Consider the following 20,079-nt stretch of genomic DNA (forward strand, 5'->3'; position numbering starts at 1 on the left):
AACCCGCTAATCTCGCGAAACGCGAAGAAAGGTGAGCAAGATGATGCAACAATATAACGCTAACTCGTATTTGTTTGGCGGCAATGCGCCGTATGTAGAAGAGCTGTACGAAGCGTATCTGAATAATCCCGGATCTGTTCCAGATAACTGGCGTTCATATTTTGACGCTATGCAAAATGTGCCAGCAGGTGACGGTACAAATAAACCCGACGTAGCACATGCTCCTGTGATCGCCTCGTTTGCTGAACGTGCGAAGCTAGGTCCGATCCGCAATGTCAGCGCAAGCGCTGATGCTGAAATGGGGCGCAAACGTGTCGCGGCAACCCAGTTGATCGCTGCATATCGTTTTTTGGGTAGCCACTGGGCTAATCTCGATCCTTTGCAGCGTCAGGAGCGTCCAAGCATTCCTGAGCTGGAGCCAGCTTTTTATGGCTTTAGCGATGCTGATATGGATATTAAGTTCAATATCAGTAACACTTACTTCGGTCCAGAAGTAGCTTCCTTGCGTGATTTGCTGAATTTCTTGCGTGATACATATTGCCGCTCTATTGGCGCGGAATTTATGTATATCAGTGATCCAGCCGAAAAGCGCTGGTTACAGCAAAAGCTCGAATCTATCCGCTCAACACCATCATTTACTGCCGAAAAGAAAAAACACATTCTTGATCGTCTGACAGCAGCTGAGGGTCTTGAGCGTTATTTACATACAAAATACGTTGGTCAGAAGCGTTTTTCCCTTGAAGGCGGTGAGAGTTTTATCGCTTCTATGGATGAGACTATCCAACGTGCCGGTGAGCGCGGTGTTGAAGAAATCGTTATTGGTATGGCGCACCGCGGACGTCTGAACGTTCTGGTCAATACACTCGGTAAAATGCCGCAAGATCTGTTTGCTGAATTCGAAGGCAAACATGGCGATGACTTACCAGCTGGTGACGTCAAATACCATCAAGGCTTCTCTTCTGATGTATCTACCCCTGGCGGCCCGGTTCATCTTTCTTTGTCATTTAATCCATCCCATCTGGAAATTGTTAATCCTGTGGTTGAGGGTTCGGTCAAGGCGCGTATGGAGCGTCGTGGCGATAAAGATGGCTCTCAGGTCTTGCCAATTCTGGTACACGGTGATGCTGCGTTTGCAGGTCAAGGTGTCGTTATGGAAACACTGAATCTGGCTCAAACCCGTGGTTACGGTACTGGTGGTACGGTTCATATCGTCATCAATAACCAGATTGGTTTCACGACTTCTGATCCACGTGATTCACGCTCAACATTGTATTGCTCCGACGTAGTGAAAATGATCGAGGCGCCGGTGTTGCATGTGAATGCAGATGATCCTGAAGCGGTAGTTCTGGCGACACAAATCGCACTCGACTATCGTATGGAATTTAAGAAAGATATCGTTGTTGATATCATCTGTTACCGTAAATTAGGTCATAACGAGCAAGATACACCAGCGCTGACTCAGCCGTTGATGTACAAAAAAATTGGTCAGCATCCAGGTACACGCAAGCTGTACGCAGATAAATTGGCGGCGCAAGGCACAATTCCTGCCGATGGTGGTGATCAGATGGTCAAGGAGTTCCGCGACGCAATGGATGCGGGTAAACATACTCATGACCCTGTTATTTCCAACTTCAAGAACAAATATGCAGTTGACTGGATCCCATTCCTGAACCGTAAATGGACAGACGCAGCTGATACAGCAGTACCGCTGACAGAATTAAAACGTCTGGCTGAGCGTATTACGGTTGTTCCTGAAGGATTCAAACCGCATAGTCTGGTAGAAAAAGTACTGGGTGATCGTGCGACTATGGGGCGTGGCGAGATGAATCTCGATTGGGGTATGGGCGAGCATCTGGCTTATGCATCGTTGCTGTCTTCTGGTTACGCTATCCGTTTGACTGGTCAAGATGCAGGTCGTGGTACGTTCGTTCATCGTCACGCGGTATTGCATGATCAAAAACGTGAGCGTTGGGATGCCGGTAGTTATATTCCTCTCCAGAATATCTCTGATAAACAAGCACCTTTCACAGTGATTGATTCGGTATTGTCTGAAGAAGCTGTATTGGCATTCGAATACGGTTACTCCAGTGCTGAACCAAATACGCTGACAATCTGGGAAGCGCAGTTCGGCGATTTTGCTAACGGTGCACAGGTTGTGATCGATCAATTCATCAGCTCTGGTGAAGTGAAATGGGGTCGTGCCTGTGGTTTGGTTATGATGCTGCCGCATGGTTACGAAGGTCAGGGGCCAGAGCATTCATCAGCACGTCCGGAACGTTTCCTGCAATTGTGCGCTGATAACAATATGCAAGTTGTTCAGCCAACTAGTGCAGCACAGATTTTCCATCTGTTGCGCCGTCAGATGATTCGTCAGTTCCGTAAGCCATTGGTCATCCTGACACCTAAATCGTTGCTGCGTAACAAAGATGCAGGTTCTCCATTGGCCGAATTAGCGAAGAGCAGTTTCCATACTGTGATCGGTGAAGTGGATGAAAGCATCGACGCGAAGAAAGTCAAACGTGTGATTGCTTGCTCCGGTAAGGTTTACTACGATCTGGTGAATTCACGTAAAGAGCGTGGTCAGACAGATACGGCCATTATTCGCGTGGAACAGTTGTATCCGTTCCCACATAAGAGTTTCTCTGCTGAATTGAAAAAATTCCCTCATATGGCAGAGCTGGTTTGGGCGCAAGACGAGCCGCAAAATCAAGGACCATGGTTTCAGATTCAGCACAATATTTTTGAAAGCATGGAAGAAGGTCAGAAATTGGCCTATGCAGGTCGTCCAGCCAGCGCATCACCTGCGGTTGGCTACTACGACAAGCACTATGCTCAGCAAAAAGCATTGCTGGAAACGGCATTTTCCAAACTCAAAGGCTTTGTCCTGACTAAATAATGACGCAACGTTGCATCAGAAGCTGGTGCAACGTTTGGCTACCCGAATCGGAGAGTAAAAAATGGCAATTATCGAAGTAAAAGTTCCACAATTATCTGAATCCGTCGCAGAAGCGACACTGTTGTCCTGGCACAAAAAAGTCGGCGAAGCTGTTGGTCGCGACGAAAACCTGATTGACGTTGAGACTGACAAGGTTGTTCTGGAATTGCCAGCACCGGATGCAGGCGTGATCACTCAAATTATCAAAGCGGATGGTAGTACTGTTGTTGCTGGCGAAATCATCGCCATTATCGATACTGAAGCGACAGCTGGTGCTGGCGCTGCTCCTGCAGCAGCACCCGTAGCTGCGGCAGCCGCTCCTGCTGATGCTAAATCGTCTGCTGGTGTTGCGATGCCTGCAGCTGCGAAGATTTTGGCTGAAAACGGTTTATCTGCTGGTCAGGTTGATGGTTCCGGTAAAGATGGTCGTGTTACTAAGGGTGACGCACTGGCTGCAGTAGCTGGTAAAGCTGTTCCTGCAGTAGCTCCTCTGGCAGCACCAGTGGCAGCCAAGCCTGCGTTGCAGCAAGTTGCAGCGCCAGTGGCAGTCAACCTGGGTGATCGTCCTGAAGAGCGCGTACCGATGAGCCGTTTGCGTGCACGTATCGCAGAACGTCTGGTGCAGTCTCAATCGACTAATGCAATTTTGACGACCTTCAACGAAGTCAATATGCAGCCTGTGATTGACCTGCGTAACAAATACAAAGACAAGTTTGAAAAAGAACATGGCGTTAAGCTGGGCTTTATGTCTTTCTTTGTCAAAGCGGCTGTAGCAGCACTGAAAAAATACCCGATTATTAATGCGTCCGTTGATGGCAATGATATCGTTTATCACGGCTACTTTGATATCGGTATTGCAGTTGGTTCTCCACGTGGTCTGGTGGTGCCTATCTTGCGTAATGCAGATCAAATGTCGATTGCTGATATTGAAAAGAAAATTGGTGAATTTGGCGCCAAAGCGAAAGATGGCAAACTGACTCTGGACGACTTGTCTGGTGGTACGTTCTCTATATCCAATGGTGGTACTTTCGGTTCGATGTTGTCCACGCCAATTATCAACCCGCCACAATCTGCAATTCTGGGTGTGCATGCAACAAAAGACCGTGCTGTTGTTGAAAACGGTCAGGTTGTTGTGCGTCCAATGAACTACCTGGCGATGTCTTACGATCACCGTATCATTGACGGTCGTGAAGCAGTATTGGGTCTGGTGGCAATGAAAGATGCGCTGGAAGACCCAGCACGTCTGTTGTTGGATCTGTAATCGGCAATAGCCGTGAATATCGCTGACGAAATCAAACGTCTGCACGAACTGCATCAGGCAGGAGCATTGACTGATGCAGAGTTCGCGCAAGCCAAAGCGAAGCTCCTTTCCTCTATAGGGGGAGGAGCATCTGCAAGCCAGTCTGCTAACAATGCCTTTTCAGGTGTTGATGATTCCCTCGCGCAGTTAAATCACTTTCGGCGGTCTAAACGAGATCGCTGGTTAGGTGGTATTTGTGGCGGCCTGGGGAAATTCACCGGGATGGAATCGTGGCTATGGCGTTTGTTATTCGTCTTTTTTACTTGTTATTTTGGAGCTGGTCTGGTCGCTTATGTTCTGGCGTGGATTTTTGTTCCGGAGGATGAGTGATGAGTAAATGCGATCGCATTAACCTTGACTGACAAAGTCAGATACAAAACAGAAATCAGGATAATTCCATGAGTAAACAATTTGATGTCGTCGTGATCGGCGGCGGCCCTGGCGGCTATATCGCAGCAATCCGCGCTGCGCAACTTGGCTTTTCTACTGCATGTATTGATGCGTGGAGCAATGATAAAGGTGGTCCGGCACCAGGCGGCACTTGCACTAATGTTGGCTGTATCCCATCCAAAGCCTTACTGCAATCGTCTGAGCATTTCGAACACGCTGGTCACGCGTTTGCTGATCACGGTATTTCGGTATCCGGTCTGGGTATGGATGTCGCAAAAATGCTGGGACGTAAAAACACCATCGTTAAACAAAATAACGACGGTATTCTGTTCCTGTTCAAAAAGAATAAAGTCACTTTCTTCCACGGTCATGGCTCTTTCGTGAAAGCCGACGCGGCTGGCTACGAAATCAAGGTCGCAGGTAAAGCAGAAGAGACAATTACAGGCAAGCACATCATCGTTGCAACTGGCTCGAATGCACGTGCATTGCCAGGCGCTCCGTTCGATGAGCAAGCGATTCTGTCGAATGAAGGCGCACTGAACATCGCTGAAACACCGAAAAAACTCGGTGTGATCGGTGCTGGTGTGATTGGTCTGGAAATGGGTAGCGTATGGCGCCGCCTTGGCGCAGAAGTGACAGTACTGGAAGCACTGCCGACTTTCCTCGGTGCTGTGGATGAGCAGATCGCCAAAGAAGCGAAAAAACTGTTCGACAAGCAGGGTCTGAATATTAATCTTGGCGTAAAAATCGGCGAAATCGTCAACGGTGGCAATGACGTTACTGTCAATTACACTGACGACAAAGGCGCAGAACACAAAGCCGTATTCGATAAGCTGATCATTTCTATCGGCCGTACACCAAACACCAACGGCCTGAATGCCGAAGGCGTTGGCCTGGCACTTGATGAGCGCGGCTTCATTGCGGTGGATGGCGATTGCAAAACCAATCTGCCTAACGTCTGGGCGGTCGGTGACGTAGTGCGCGGTCCTATGCTCGCCCACAAAGCGGAAGAAGAAGGCGTTGCCGTTGCAGAACGTATCGCTGGTCAGCATGGTCACGTGAACTTCAACACGATTCCTTGGGTCATTTACACATCCCCTGAAATCGCATGGGTAGGTCGCACCGAACAGCAATTGAAAGCTGACGGTGTTGCGTATAAAGCAGGTACGTTCCCATTCATGGCGAATGGCCGTGCGCGCGCGTTGGGCGATACTTCCGGTATGGTGAAATTCCTTGCTGATGCAACAACGGATGAAATCCTCGGTGTGCATATCGTTGGTCCTATGGCTTCTGAGTTGATTTCTGAAGCAGTGGTGGCAATGGAATTCCGCGCTTCTTCGGAAGATATCGCCCGTATCTGCCACGCGCATCCTTCTTTGTCGGAAGCGACGAAAGAGGCAGCGTTGGCAGTTGATAAGCGTTCCTTGAATTTCTAATTATTGTTATGTCGCAAATGGATGTGCTGATGTCAGCACATCCATGTTGTTATTTCGCTGTTTTTTGTTGTTTTTTTGCTGTTTTTTTTGTTTCTTGCTGTTTCTCCCGGATTTGAATGTGGTTGCTTCAATCCCGCATGTTTCAGCACCTTCCCTATGTTGTTCTGTCGCGCCAACACTCAGGCATATCGGCAAATAAAGTCCTTTTCCATCCACATGAATGTTCTCGAGTACTATCAGGTAGCCTTATCGCAGCGCGGTTTTCAAGCTGATGATGCACAAAAACGTGCGGTTGACCGTTTGCAGCAAGCCTATGATGACTGGTTGCTGTACAAAGGCAAGCGTGCCAACAAATTGACGCGCCTCATTACGCGTCCTGAAGTGCCGCGCGGGGTTTACATGTGGGGTGGGGTGGGGCGTGGTAAATCGTTTTTGATGGATAGCTTTTACTCTGTCGTGCCGGTGGTGCGTAAAACCCGCCTGCATTTTCATGAGTTTATGCGCGGCGTCCATCGTCAACTCGATGAGTTGAAAGGCATTCCTGATCCACTTAATGAAGTGGCGAAACGTGTCGCCAAAAAATATCGGCTCATCTGTTTTGATGAATTTCATGTCTCCGATGTCGCAGATGCCATGCTGTTGTATAACTTGTTGAATGCCTTGTTTAATAACGGGGTTTCTTTCGTCATGACGTCCAACTATGAGCCTGACACTTTATATCCGGATGGTTTGCATCGTGATCGTATGTTGCCAACCATTGCCCTGATTAAAGAAAAGCTGGATGTATTGAATGTAGATTCAGGCAATGATTACCGCAAGCGTGCGCTGGAGCAGGTGCAAGCCTATCTGACGCCTTTGAATGCAGCTACGGATAAGGCGTTGCGCGATACATTTTTACGAATTGCCGAAACCGGTGATGAGGATGCGCACGTGGACATTGAAGGGCGCAAGTTAAAATCCTTACGCCGGGCGGGTAGCCTGATCTGGTTTGATTTTGCTACCTTATGCGGCGGTCCGCGTTCTCAAAATGATTATCTGGAAATTGCCAGCCGTTTTCATACCGTCATTCTGTCATCGATCCCGCGTATGTCGGCAGGAATGTCCTCCGAAGCGCGACGTTTTACCTGGCTGATTGATGTTTTTTATGACAATAAAGTAAAGCTGATCATGTCTGCAGAAGTCGAACCTGAACAGTTATATACCAGTGGTACTTTGTCTAACGAGTTTCATCGTACTGTGTCCCGCATTATAGAAATGCAATCCAAAGAATATATGGATGCAGATCAGCGGCATATTACTGAATCGATTGCCTGATCATGAAATCGTTTTATCTTGTCCCCGTTGTTTACTTTGCTTGCGCAATTTGTTTGCTGGCAGTGTCTCCCTTTGCAGCAGCCACCCCCGATCAGACAGAGTGGAATGCGATCGCTGCTGCCACAAAGGAGTTGGATGCTCGTTACCAGAGTGACACGATTCTATCCATAGAGCAGGCAGAGTCTGCTTCGCTGGAGACAAATGCGCTGCAAGTTCGCTTGCAAAACTGGTACAGTCGTTCAGAGCGCGCTTGTCGCGAGTTATTTTTTGTTAATGATTGCCTGGCGGATATCAAGCGTCTGCGCCGTACGCAAACACTCGTGTTGAACCGGGTTTCTATCGAAGCAAAGGCATTGCAACGTAAATTGCATATCCAGCAGCTTGATCAGGATTTACAGCAAAAACAAATGAAGTAATCGTGGACGATGTCATTGTATTGATTCTGGCAGGTCTGACAAAAAACCATCGCAGTAATGTGATGGTTTTTTGTTTTGAAACCTAGTACAAGCCGCATACAAATAAGGTGTAAGTAAGGCAGAATTGCGACCATTTTCGTCGCCTAGCCTTGCCGGGATATTGGTACGTATATCCCATCTTATTTCAGTATTATTGGGGAGTATGAGTAAAAATATACCCTCTCCACGTTATAGAATAAAGGCTCTTTTATATACTGGGTAGGGTATATAAAAGAGCCTTTGGTACATCAGAGAGTGTTCAAACGTGCAATTGCCTGTTGTAAGGTTGCTTCCTGTTTCGCAAAGCAAAACCGCACGATGCCGGACTCTTTGGGTTGTTGATAAAACGCTGACACCGGGATTGCCGCAACGCCGATTTCAGACGTCAGCCAGCGTGCAAAGTCGAGTTCTGAATCGTTTGAAATGGCGGAGTAATCAACGCATTGGAAGTAAGTTCCGGCACACGGTAATAAGCGGAAGCGTGAGTTTTCCAGACCTTGTCTGAACATGTCCCTTTTTTGTTGATAAAACGCCGGCAATTCCAGATACGGATCTGGTCTTTGCATATACGCTGCCAGCCCGTATTGCACCGGCGTGTTGACAGTAAACACGTTGTACTGATGCACCTTGCGAAACTCTGCCATGAGCGCTGCTGGCGCAACCACATAACCCACTTTCCACCCTGTGACATGGTAAGTTTTACCAAAGCTGGAAATAATGAAGCTGCGCTCTGCCAGTTCAGGGTAGCGAGCCAGTGATGCATGGCTTTGCCCATCAAATACCATGTGTTCATAGACTTCATCTGAAGCGATCAGAATATCGGTATTGTTGACGATCTCCGTCAATGCACTGATATCGGCCGCGGATAGCACCGACCCTGTCGGATTGTGAGGCGAGTTCAGCATAATCATGCGTGTTTTATCGCTGATTTTACTTTGTACCTGATCCCAGGGAATGCTGTATCCATGTTCTCCTACATTCATGCTCACAAACACAGGAGTGCCGCCTGCCAGTTGAATTGCGGGCACATAACTGTCGTAGGCTGGTTCAATCACGATGACCTCGTCACCCGCCCGCACGCATGCCAATAAGGTCGTCAGAATTCCCTGTGTGGCACCAGCCGTGATCGTAATCTCGCTGTTTGCATCGTACTGATGGACGTACAGTGCGCTGATTTTTGCGGCAATCTGCTCCCTGAATACAGCTACTCCTGCCATCGGTGGATATTGATTGTGTCCGTCGCTCATTGCCCTTGTCACCGCATCGGGTAAGGCAGGATCGCAGGCAAAGTCCGGGAACCCTTGTCCCAGATTGACCGCTTTTTTCTCCGCCGCGAGAGCAGACATGACAGAAAAGATCGTGGTGCCAACATCAGGCAGCTTGGAGGACGGAACAAATCGGGCAATGGTGGTCATAGATAACAGAAATAACAGAAGAAAATAGAAATAATGAAAATCTGCTCATCGTCGCTGTTGCAGCAACGATGAGCACTCAACTATCTGGAATATGTCTGAAGCATCTGCAATCCAAGTATTTTTCTGGAGCAGCCTTGCTGCATAACATTATTTGGTACCGAATAAGCGATCACCAGCGTCACCCAATCCGGGAACAATATATCCGTGTTCATTGAGGCATTGATCAATTGATGCTGTCACGATAGGCACGTCAGGATGTGCTGCCTGCATGACCTGAATCCCCTCAGGGGCTGCCAGCAGACAAACAAATTTGATGGTCGTGGCTCCTGCCAGTTTGAGGCGGGCGATTGCTGCCACAGCTGAATTGCCTGTAGCGAGCATAGGATCGACAACAATCACCAGCCGGTCAGCAATATCTTCTGGCACTTTGAAGTAATACTCCACTGGTTCCAGTGTCTCCGGATCGCGATACAAACCAATATGACCAACCCGCGCGTTCGGCAACAGATCCAGCATGCCATCCAGAATGCCATTTCCGGCACGCAATACCGAAATAACACATAATTTTTTGCCACTGATCGCTGGAGCATCAATCGTAGTGATCGGCGTCTCGATTTTGACCATCTCCAGCGGCAAATCGCGGGTGACTTCATACGCCAGCATCTGGCTGATTTCACGTAACAGACGACGGAAGTTATCCGTGGGCGTTTCTTTGCTACGCATTAAGGTCAGCTTGTGCTGCACGAGCGGATGACGGATTTCAGTAACGAAGTCGTTCAAGATGTTTCCCCTGCAAAATTGAGATAAGACGCATTTTACGTCTCTGATCGCAATATGGGAAATCGTAAGCCGTCGTTTCCTGCTGGCGGTTATTGAAAACGGGAATAGAGCGGTTTTCCCGCTTCTTTTCAGATCATTGTTTCGATTTCCATTCGCAGATAATTCAGGATAAGAAGTTCCGGTGCAGTAAGGCCAACTGAATCGGTGAACGACTATCTATCAGGAGCGCAGAATGGAAAGCAATCAGGCATTGTTGAATAAATTATCGTTGGGAGGTTTCTCCCTGGATCGTCATGCCGATCGTAAAGAAGAATTTTCACCTTCTGATGATGTGCTGGAATCCAATGCGCGCATTGACGTAAAAGGCATACGCGAAGCGATTGCCCGAGTTGAGGCTGAAGCCCGTGCCACCGTCGCGTCAGAAAGTCGCTTGAAAGCCGAGACTCAGGCGCGCATGCTGGCAGAAGCCAGAGCACAGGCAGAAGCCGAGTCCGCTGAGTTGGCACAAAGAAAATTGGCGCTGGAACAAGAAGCAATCAGCAGTACCAAGGCCAAATTGATTGCCGAGCGTCAGTCACGGGCTGCCAGCGAAGCCAGAATTGCAGCCTCAAATCAGGAAACCATGGATTTGCAAGAGCGTGCGCAGATGGAAGCTCGCGCCCGTGAACAATCAGAACAACGCGCCAGGCTTGAGCAACAGGCGAAAGCCCGTGCAGAAATGCAACTGAAAGCAGAAACCGAATTAACCGTTAAAGCACAAGCGGAATCTGAAAAGCTGCATCAACAAACAGAAAATGCGCGTAACTGGGCTGCCGAACGTTTTGCAGCATCTCAATCTGCCCGCCAGCAGGCCGAAGAGCGCGCACGCGCTGATGCACGTATTGCTGAACTGGCACGTGAACGTGAAAAACGTGATCGCGAAGCACGCGAAACGGCAGAAATGCTGGCGAAAGTGCGTAGTGAATCCCTGCAAGTCAACAAAGAGCGCGAACAAGCCGAAGTAATGGCGTTGGAGTACGCTATTAACCGTGCTCCTGTAGAAGTGCGCGCACGGGAAGATGCATTGGCCCGCGTTGCTATCGAACAAGAGCAGGAAGCCATCGCGCAGGCACGCGCCGAATCCGAACGCCGCGCCGCAGAAGCTATTCAAATGCGCATGCAGGCAGAGCAGGACTTACGCGCTGCTGCTGCCAAGCGCGAACAGGCTGAAATGATGGCCGCAGCGACTGCCCAGGCCCGTCGCGAAGCCGAAGATCAGATTCGTCAGGTCACAGAATCCCGCATTCGCGCAGAGCGCGAATTGCAATCGACCGCATTAAACCGTATCGAAAACGAACAACAGGCAGATGCCCAGGCTCGCTCACGTCAGGAAGCCGAAGCTGCCGCGTCCGAAGAAGCACGTCTGCGTCGCATCGCCGAGCAAGAAGCAACCGACATCGCACGTCAGCGTGCAGTAGAAGAGCAGCGCGCAATGAAGCTGGCAAAAGAGCGCGCAGAAGTAGAGCGTTGCGCAGTACAGGCCGCTCGTGAACTGGCAGATAAAGAGCAACAAGCACTGAGCGCCAGCGCATTCCAGGCAGAATTGCTCAAACGCGCCAACGAAAATGCCTTGTTGAAAGCAAAAAAAGCGGAAGAACTGGCACTCGCTGAAAAATTGCGCGCAACAGCAGAAGAAAAAGCACTCGCTGCAATGAGTGAAAAGTTAAAGGCGGAGCGCGAAAAAACAGAAGAAGCCGATGCCCGCGCTAAAGCAGAAAAAACACACGCTGAACTGTTACGTATGCAACAGCAGGCGGAACATGCTGCCCGCATTGCGCAGGAAACGGAATGCGCCGCAGAAAAGCTGACTCTGGAAAAAACCATGGAGCAGGCGGCCTTGCAACAGCAAATGGCGGTAGCGACTGTCAAAAAAGAGAAAAATGTCAGCGAACTGCTGCGCGTACAGCAGCAACGTGTCAAAGATGAGGCCAAAGCAATGGAACTGATCGAAGAAAAGCTGACGGCAGAACGTCGTCGTGCAGAGGCGGTGCAGCAGGTACTCAAAGCAACACAGGAAAAATTAGCCACAGAACAAGCAGCGCAAATAGAAGCAGAAGCAAAGCTGAAGGCGGAAGAGGAGGCAACATTTCTGGCCGCAGCAAAAGAGCAGGCGGATCGTGAACAGCGTCTGGCATTAGAGGCAACTGCCGCAGCAGAAAAGGCCGCCCTGGAACAATCTGAGTTGCAAAAAGACGCGCAGCGTAAAGCAGCGAAACTCGCTATTTTAAAAAGTCATCAGGCAACAGAGCTGGCACGTGCAGAGCAGGTGCGTACCGAAGCCGAAAAACAAGCGGCGATTGCTGCGCAGGAAAAACTGGAAGCAGAGCAGGCAACTGCCGAACAAGTCATTGCCCGCGCACATGCTGATCGTGAGCATGTGAGCGTACTGCAAGCTCGCCAGCAACAAGAAATCGCAGCACGGGAAGCCCGGCAGTCCATGATTCAGGCTGAGCAGGCACGTTTGCAAAAAATGCAGGAACACGCCGAGTTGCAAAAACAAACGGCTGCACTGGCACAGACAAAAGCGGCAGAAGCTGAAGAATTAGGTAAAACATTACGCCAGCGTGCTGAGTCAGAGCAAAAGGCGCTGACTTTGGTGCAACAAAAGCTCCAGGCAGAAAAGCAGCTGACGGCAGAGTTGCAGGCAAAAGCAGAGCTCGAACAACAAGAGCGAGATCAGCATTTGTCCAGATTGCAGGCAGAACAGGCATTGCGCGAAGCACTGGCGACCAAGGTGGCGCAAGAACAATCTTTACTGACTCAGCAACAAGAACAGTTGAAAGCGGAACAACAAGCCGCCGAAGCCGCCAGCGCACGTGTCAAGGCTGCATCACAATTGACACAACTCGAACAGGAAAAAGCCCATTCCCAACAACAGGCTGCTGCTGCACTGGAACAAAAAGCACGTCTTGAACAAGAAGCAACTGAGGCGGTACGTCAGGCGGCGCAAGCTGCGGAAGAGGCATTGTCCGCAGAAAAAATCGCTCATCACGCAGCTCTTGCCAGAGCAGAAGCAGAAAAGCAGCAAGCTATTGCCGCAACGGCCAGAGCAAAAGCAGAGCAAGAAGCGGGTGTGTTGGCAGAAACCAAGCTGGCGGCAGAAAAAGCGCTGCAGATTCAGGCTCAGGCTTATGCAGACAGTCAGCAACGAGCGCATCAGTTGGTGCTGGAAAAAAACCGCAAAATCGCAGAACTGGAGCAAGTCGTGCAGTTGCGGGCGACAGAAGACGCGGCATTGCTAGCAACAACCGAGGCAAAATTGCAGGCAGAGCAACAAGCGCAAGAGGATGTGCATCAGCGTCTGACAGCAGAATCCAGTGCGCGTCAGTTTGCAGAAGCACGTGCCCATGCAGAGCAAGTCGCTCGTATTGCCAGTGAAGCGACGCTGGCAGCAGAGCAGGCGCTGTATCAGGAGCTGGCTGCACATGCCGATGCACAAAAACTGGTGGCAGAATTATTACGCCAACGCGTCCAGCAAGAACAGCAATTGGCCGCTGCTCAGCAACAACGTGCCGAAGCAGAACAAAGCATGCAGGAAATGTTAATGGCAAAGCAACAGGCCGAGATGTTTGCCATTGCGGAAGCGCAGGCACGTACGCTCGCTGAACAAGAGCAAGTGCGTTTGCTTGAAGCACGTCAGGCGAGCGAGCATGAGGCTCGTATCGCTGCTGAATTGTTTAACGCATCCGAGAAACAATGGCTGGCGCAAGCTTCTGAAGAAGCCTTGATCAAGCGCCAGGCAGCGAATGTACTGGAAGAAAAATCCGTACTGTTGTCTGAACTCAACCGCGCCGAACAGGCCAGAATCGAGGCTGAGCAGGCAGTGCAGACACAACTCCAGATGAAACTGGACGAAGAACAATCAGCATATCAGACAGCGCAACTACGACTGGAGATCGAACGCGAGGCGGCGTCTGCCGCCACAGCACGCGCTGAGCAAGAAAAATTGGCCGCTGATCTGGCTGCACAGCAGGCAGCCGCAGAACAAGTGTTATTTGAAACATCTCTGGAACATGCCGAAGCACAAAAAGTAGCTACTGAACTTGCCGAAGTTCGCTTGCGTGAAGCTCAGGCATTGGTGGAAGCTGAGCAACGCCGTACTGCCTGCGAGCTGGAAGAATTGCAATTAGTTCAGCAGAAAAAACAGGCCGAAGAACAAGCGTTGAAAGAAGCAGAACAACGCAAACAAGCTGAGCAGGAATACCTGAGCGTTTGCGAAATTCGTGCGCAGGCAGAACAGGATGCCAACGTAGCGATTCAGGCTAAGTTACGTAACGAAAAAGATGCCGCTGAATTAGCCGCTCTGCACGCAGCAACAGAAAAACAGGCCGCAGAACAGGCGCAGGCGCTGGCAGACGAATTGTTGGCGTTGCATCAGGCAGAATTGCAGCGTGCAGAATGCGAACAGCGTGAAACTATGCTGGTGCAACAAAAGAAACAACAGGAACTGGAAGGTCTGCAATTAAAACAGCAGGCTTTGCAGTTGATCGAAGAGAAAATGTCTGCCGAACGATTGCTGAACGACGCCGCCGAAGAGCGCGTGCGTATTGAAACAGAATTGGCTCAGCAAAGTAAATTGCGCGCGGAAGCGGCACAACTGGCAGCCGCAGCAGAGAACGATAAACTTGCGTTGGAATGCCAATTGACGGCAGCGTTGGTTGCGCAAACAAGCGCAGATCAGCAGGCCGCCGCTGCCATGCAGACACGGATTGCAGAAGAGGAGCAATTGCAAGTAATGCAGGTGCAACGTTTGGCTGCTGAGCAGCAACTGGCATCAGATATTGCTCAACGTTTAGCTGCAGAAAAGTCTTTGGCGGAGAGTGTTGCGCAGCAGCAAGCGACTGAAGCAGAACTTCATGCCTTACTGCAACAACGACTGGAAGAGCAGATACAAGCGCAACGTCAGGCAGAAAATGCACTGGCAGAAGCAAAAGCCTTACAAGAGCAGTTGCAGGCACAGTTGCAACAACAGCAGGCCAGCATTTTGGATGAGACAGAACAGGTACGTCAGGCACTGGCTGATGAACATCATCAGGCAGAGTTGCAGGCGCAGGAATTAATTCAGAAGTTGATCAACAACAAGCAGCACAGCGCCGAATGGCGTCAACAAGCGCAGCAGATGCTTTCTGCTGCTCCTGTTGATGTTGAATTTGAGGTGCAACATGATGAGCATCATGGACAGCAAGAACAACAGGAACAGCAAGGTATCGATACTCAAAAACGCTTCCGTATTCGTCCATCGGTACTCGCAGGATTGATGTTGTGTGCCGGTGTTGCTGGCATGGGTTCTGCACATTTAACTGCTGCCAGCACTTCAGCTGTGATGAATTCTCATGTGCCGACATCAACGCAAGTTGTACCGGCTACAATACAAAAAGTCGATACAAAATTGCAAATGAGTTATGACTTGGCAACGCCAAAAACTGAGGATGCAGCAGCGCAGGCAACAGAAAAAGGCAGTGCATTAACGCAGATCGCTCTTGTTACCCACCGATAGTCAATCATCTGAAAAGTAAGAGGATGTGTCGCAGAGTAATAAACAGTTTTATCGTCAGCCGTGTTTATCTGTATTGGTTCTGACGTGAGATTGATGCCATTTTTTCGATGTCATTGCAGTCAATGAGTAGAATAAAAAAAATCCCGATGTTATCGGGATTTTTTATGGGTGCTAGCTTCCAACGCCTTGGCAGCACTATAGTCATGCACTATTTTCATCTGACTCAATTCAGTTTAACTTACCTTTTTACCGGAAATGATGGCGTCATGAATTCGATTTGCTTGAGGATTGCATGAGCTGCCTTGATGCGTTCGGGGATGGGGTAATTTTTATTGGCAAGCATCACAATACCTATCTGTTTTTCTGGCACAAAGGCGACATAGCTGCCAAATCCATTGGTTGACCCTGTTTTATCAAATAAGCGGGTTCTGGATAATGCATGAGAGGGCGTAATTTTTTTGGCGGCGTTGGATTCAAAGATCATTTTTTCGGAATTGCCGGAGAGCAAGCGTTCCAGCGTGACAGGGTAGGGAAATTGTTCCCATCCTAATCCTTGAATCATTTCTCCTACCATGAAGTAAGCCGTATGGGTGCCATTGATGGCGCCTTGCATTGGCTTTGGAAGTGAGGTTGGATCCATGTTCATTTGTACGAATCGGATCATGTCTGCAGAAGTTGATTTAATCCCATAAGTTTCTGCATCGAATACTCCGGGTTGTACCCGAATGGCGTTGTTTTTCTTGTCATATCCCCATGCATAGTTAGGCATTTCATTGGTTGGTACATGGATATAACTGTGCTGCAGGCCGAGTCCCAGGAATAATATGGTTTCCATTGCGCTGGCAAAATCACGTCCTAATGCAATTCCTGTGATATAGCCGAACAAGCCAATGCTCGGATTGGAATATTTGCGTTGAGTTCCGGCTGCTGTTTTGGGTGTCCATTGCTGAAAATAGTTGATTACCTCGTCGTTCCCGATATCGTCAGGAAATTGTAGTGGCAACTCACCCGCGGTGAAGGTGGCAAGATTCAGCAGGGAGACCTGATCGATTGCACTTCCCTTTAGCTGCGGTATGTAGCGACCTGGGTGATCATCCAGTGCGAGTTTGCCAATCACCTGAGCATAGGAGGCAAGTGTCGCAGTCAATGTTTTACTGATTGATCCTAGTTCAAAGATGGTAGCTTCGGTGACTGGGATATTTTTTTCTTTCGACGCAACACCGTAGTTGAAAAAAAGGGTGCGACCACCGATGCTAACGGCGACAGCCATACCTGGCACGTTGTTTTTGTTCATTAAAGAGGGAATAACTGCATCGACGATGTTGCGTATTGGTGTTGAGTCATCGGCAGCCAGGGCAGGGTGTGAAACAACATAAGCAGTTGTGATGGCAAGCGTAACGCGACGTGCGATGTAGTGTGTACAAATCAAGATGGTTTCCTTTTTGATGTGGCTTTGCCCGATATCGGGTGTGACACTCAATTTATATTGGGGGCATATATCTATCGAAACGATCGAGAATATCAAGATAATCGACAGCTTACGGAGATATGTCGAATGGATACTCGGCGAACAATACCGTTGGCTTTATTCTGTGCATGAGCTTGGTAAGCTTGTTCCGACAATTGTTGCACTACCTATGGCTGTTGCTTCATTTCTGGGAATGCAATCACGACGACAAATCCACCGTCAGTATGATTGTAAATACGTAATTTTCCATCGTGACGTTTCACAATCCTGTCCACGATTGCGAGTCCCAGTCCCGAACCATTTGCCTGACTGCGTGATACATCTGCCCGGGTAAAGGGACGGAGCAGTCGGGCAATATCTTGCGAGGGTACGCCTTGACCATAATCCCTGAAGCTGATCAGTAAATCTTGTTTTCTTGAACGTTGTTTGTGTCCGCACTGGATGTCCATCAGGGTTTTTTCCTCTCCGACTGTTTTGCCATAGCGACAGGCATTTTCGATGAGGTTGTTAAACATGCGCCGCAGTTCAGTGCTGTTACCTAAAATGATGTGATTTGGTGCAATGTTTGACCGTATTTGTAAATGGGGCAAACGGGAAAATTCCTGTATGACCTGCTGCAACAAGTCACTGACATTGACCGTTTCAAGTTGCATGCTGTCCATCGGCTTTGCATAATCCAGAAATTGCCCAATGATTTCATCCATTTGTTGCAAGTCAGATTGCATTCCTTCGCGAGATTCTGACGATAAGCTGGCCATTTCCACCTCAAGTTGCATCCGCGCCAGCGGTGTGCGCAGGTCGTGAGAAATACCTGCAAGGATGATAGACCGGTCCGCCTCGATACGATTCAGATCTTCCATCATCCGATTAAAGCTGGTATTTGTTTCCCGGATTTCCCTTGGGCCGATTTCTGGCAGTGGCAGCGGTTGTTTGCCTTTGGCAATCTGACGTGCTGCATTGCTCAGCCTGGATAAAGGATCATTAATCAATTTGGAGATAACGACGGCACCTAGTAATGTCAGTAGCAACGTCACTGATACCCAGCTAAGTAATTGCAGCCCCATTGGTTGTTCCAGGCGCTCTTGCTCTAGTCTCAACCAGTACTGATCTTCTTCCATGTCAAAACTGATCCAAAAGCCATTGACTCCGTTCATATTTTGAGCAAAGTGCGTTTCCGGCCCCAGTTTTTGTTTGGTGAGTGCTTTCAGTTCCAGGAAAAAAGGAGTTTCTTCAGGTGCAATAATTTTGTCACCTTCTTCACGCAGATATATCCGCACACCTTCATTGCTGGCCAGATCAAATAAAAGTTCTCGTCGTTTTTCTGGGGCGGAATGAGTCAGTGCTGCACGTGTGATTGTGACGATCGAGACGATCTGGGCAGACATTTGTTGCGCCCGGGGTGTTCTTTCTACGGTGCGGAAACTGGTGATCCACGCAAACATGCTAGCCATCACAAGGAAGGCCAGCATGAAAAAAGTTCGCCAGAATAAGCCGCTTCTGAGCCACTCCAGACTATTTAAGTACGATCGCATTATCTAAGCCGCACTGGCGCGTACCATGCAGGGAATCTGACGATCAGTGGGACTGACCGTCCGGAATAAATACATAACCCAGTCCCCAAACGGTTTGTATATAGCGCGGATTGGTAGGGTCTGGCTCAATCAGTTTGCGCAGGCGGGAAATTTGTACATCCAGACTGCGATCGAAAACTTCATATTCACGACCGCGTGCCAGCTCCATCAACTTTTCACGCGATAGCGGCTGCCGTGCATGACGTGAAAATGCTTTTAATACTGAAAATTCCCCGGTTGTCAGGGAAATTAAATTGTTGTTTTTAGTTAAAGTTCTGGTGCCAATATCCAAAACAAAGTCACCAAATGTAAAAGTCTGTGGGCCATCGGAGGATGGGGCGCCTGGCAATTCTTCGGGCGCTTTGCGGCGTAGCACTGCATTGATGCGGGCAACCAGTTCGCGTGGGTTAAAGGGCTTGGGTAAGTAATCATCCGCACCCATTTCGAGACCAATAATACGATCAACTTCCTCACCTTTGGCTGTCAGCATGATGATCGGTGTCTTGTCGCCCGCGCCCCGAAGCCGTCGGCAAATTGCCAGACCATCTTCGCCTGGTAGCATCAGGTCGAGCACCATTAAATCGTAGCGTTCACGTATCCAGAGTTTATTCATGGCCTGCGCATTTTCTGCGCTGACCACATGAAATCCTTGTTCACTCAAATAGCGGCGCAACAGGTCGCGTAGACGCAAATCATCGTCAACGACGAGAATTTTCGCTTTGTGTGTATTGCCAGCGTTACTTTGAGGGGAGTCAGATGCGGCAGGTATATTGTTCATATGGGTGATGGTACTGTCTTCAGCAGTTCTTGCAAATAAAATGCGGGATTCAATTACACACTGTTACATACTTTACTTAAAACCACAGTCGGATGATATTTACTGGCGTAGACTTTATTCTGTCATCTGGAAGTAGTATTCGGGAGGATTTTCCGATTAAAATCGGCAGTTATTTTTCAAGTCCTGTTTCTGAATATTGTTTTCAGTGATATGTGATTGTTCATTTTGCATTTAATGTTTTATGGGTCGTTAATGAAACCATTTCCCGTCAGTTGCTCTGTTGCTGTGTGTTTGCTGTTTGTGGCAGGCTCAGTGCTGGCCGAAGGGGGGCGAGGCCCAAGCGGCGGTAATGGTGGCAATGCTGGCGGTTTTTTTGGGCGATCCTCTGTTGATTTACAACGCAGGGACGATCTGGTTCGCAGTCGGCGGGATGTCGATGTTATTGGGCCTCAAGGCATTGGTAATTCGCGATCCGTGGAACAACGTTGTGCTGACGATCAACATGCTGGTGATCGTCTTTGCGGTGGTAATGACAATGCTCAAAAAAAGAGTCGCCTCACTCTCGATGAGCGCCGTGCCTTGCGACGTCAGATTCAGGACGCTGGACAGGAACTATACATCCCAGTGAAGTAAATGTTATCGACGCCTGTTGGCGGTAGATAAATCCATTGCCTGCTATGTTGTTAGTCCTGATTTTCTCT

At 49.1% G+C, this 20,079-nt stretch carries 13 protein-coding genes; 8 read left to right on the forward strand and 5 right to left on the reverse strand.

What is annotated here, in order from left to right:
- Window positions 1-40: 40 nt before the first annotated feature.
- From ACO0LB_RS16040 to ACO0LB_RS16065, 6 genes are all read left to right on the forward strand, one after another.
- Complete coding sequence (locus ACO0LB_RS16040) at window positions 41-2,896, forward strand: 2-oxoglutarate dehydrogenase E1 component (RefSeq protein ID WP_423050856.1); 2,856 nt, start codon at window positions 41-43, stop codon at window positions 2,894-2,896.
- A 61-nt stretch (window positions 2,897-2,957) separates the two neighbouring features.
- Window positions 2,958-4,196, forward strand: coding sequence for a 2-oxoglutarate dehydrogenase complex dihydrolipoyllysine-residue succinyltransferase (gene odhB / locus ACO0LB_RS16045; RefSeq protein ID WP_423050858.1), 1,239 nt, complete (start codon window positions 2,958-2,960; stop codon window positions 4,194-4,196).
- A 12-nt stretch (window positions 4,197-4,208) separates the two neighbouring features.
- Window positions 4,209-4,565 (forward strand): PspC domain-containing protein, encoded by a 357-nt coding sequence (locus ACO0LB_RS16050; protein WP_423050859.1) that lies wholly within the window; start codon window positions 4,209-4,211, stop codon window positions 4,563-4,565.
- 68 nt (window positions 4,566-4,633) lie between these two features.
- A complete protein-coding gene (lpdA, locus tag ACO0LB_RS16055) occupies window positions 4,634-6,061 on the forward strand; it encodes a dihydrolipoyl dehydrogenase (RefSeq protein WP_423050861.1) in 1,428 nt (475 codons plus the stop codon).
- Between the two features lie 216 nt (window positions 6,062-6,277).
- Entirely contained in the window at window positions 6,278-7,375 is a 1,098-nt protein-coding gene (gene zapE / locus ACO0LB_RS16060) for a cell division protein ZapE (RefSeq protein ID WP_423050863.1), read from the forward strand.
- A 2-nt stretch (window positions 7,376-7,377) separates the two neighbouring features.
- The gene (locus ACO0LB_RS16065) at window positions 7,378-7,791 is read left to right on the forward strand and encodes a hypothetical protein (RefSeq protein ID WP_423050865.1); all 414 of its coding nucleotides are present in this window, start codon (window positions 7,378-7,380) and stop codon (window positions 7,789-7,791) included.
- Between the two features lie 287 nt (window positions 7,792-8,078).
- On the opposite strand, the gene ACO0LB_RS16070 is transcribed toward ACO0LB_RS16065, so the two are convergent.
- Window positions 8,079-9,245 carry a pyridoxal phosphate-dependent aminotransferase gene (locus tag ACO0LB_RS16070; protein WP_423050867.1) on the reverse strand — a complete coding sequence of 389 codons (1,167 nt, stop codon included), beginning with the start codon at window positions 9,243-9,245 and terminating at the stop codon, window positions 8,079-8,081.
- 147 nt (window positions 9,246-9,392) lie between these two features.
- Window positions 9,393-10,025 (reverse strand): uracil phosphoribosyltransferase, encoded by a 633-nt coding sequence (gene upp / locus ACO0LB_RS16075; RefSeq protein ID WP_423050868.1) that lies wholly within the window; start codon window positions 10,023-10,025, stop codon window positions 9,393-9,395.
- Window positions 10,026-10,257: 232 nt separating this feature from the next.
- On the opposite strand from upp, the gene ACO0LB_RS16080 reads away from it, so the two are divergent.
- Window positions 10,258-15,561: a hypothetical protein gene (locus ACO0LB_RS16080; protein WP_423050871.1), complete on the forward strand. Its 5,304-nt coding sequence runs from the start codon at window positions 10,258-10,260 to the stop codon at window positions 15,559-15,561.
- Between the two features lie 238 nt (window positions 15,562-15,799).
- Here the strand turns inward: ACO0LB_RS16080 and ampC are convergent, their stop codons facing one another.
- The 3 genes from ampC to ompR all read right to left on the reverse strand — a co-directional run bounded on the left by ampC (window position 15,800) and on the right by ompR (window position 19,378).
- Window positions 15,800-16,972 (reverse strand): class C beta-lactamase, encoded by a 1,173-nt coding sequence (gene ampC, locus ACO0LB_RS16085; protein WP_423050981.1) that lies wholly within the window; start codon window positions 16,970-16,972, stop codon window positions 15,800-15,802.
- Window positions 16,973-17,196: 224 nt separating this feature from the next.
- Window positions 17,197-18,561, reverse strand: coding sequence for an ATP-binding protein (locus ACO0LB_RS16090; protein ID WP_423050872.1), 1,365 nt, complete (start codon window positions 18,559-18,561; stop codon window positions 17,197-17,199).
- A gap of 43 nt (window positions 18,562-18,604) precedes the next feature.
- Window positions 18,605-19,378, reverse strand: a complete 774-nt coding sequence (gene ompR, locus ACO0LB_RS16095) for a two-component system response regulator OmpR (protein ID WP_423050874.1) — start codon at window positions 19,376-19,378, stop codon at window positions 18,605-18,607.
- Window positions 19,379-19,630: 252 nt separating this feature from the next.
- On the opposite strand from ompR, the gene ACO0LB_RS16100 reads away from it, so the two are divergent.
- Window positions 19,631-20,011: a hypothetical protein gene (locus tag ACO0LB_RS16100; RefSeq protein ID WP_423050875.1), complete on the forward strand. Its 381-nt coding sequence runs from the start codon at window positions 19,631-19,633 to the stop codon at window positions 20,009-20,011.
- Window positions 20,012-20,079: the final 68 nt, after the last annotated feature.

This window comes from Undibacterium sp. SXout7W (assembly GCF_049339385.1).
Classification (GTDB): domain Bacteria; phylum Pseudomonadota; class Gammaproteobacteria; order Burkholderiales; family Burkholderiaceae_D; genus Undibacterium.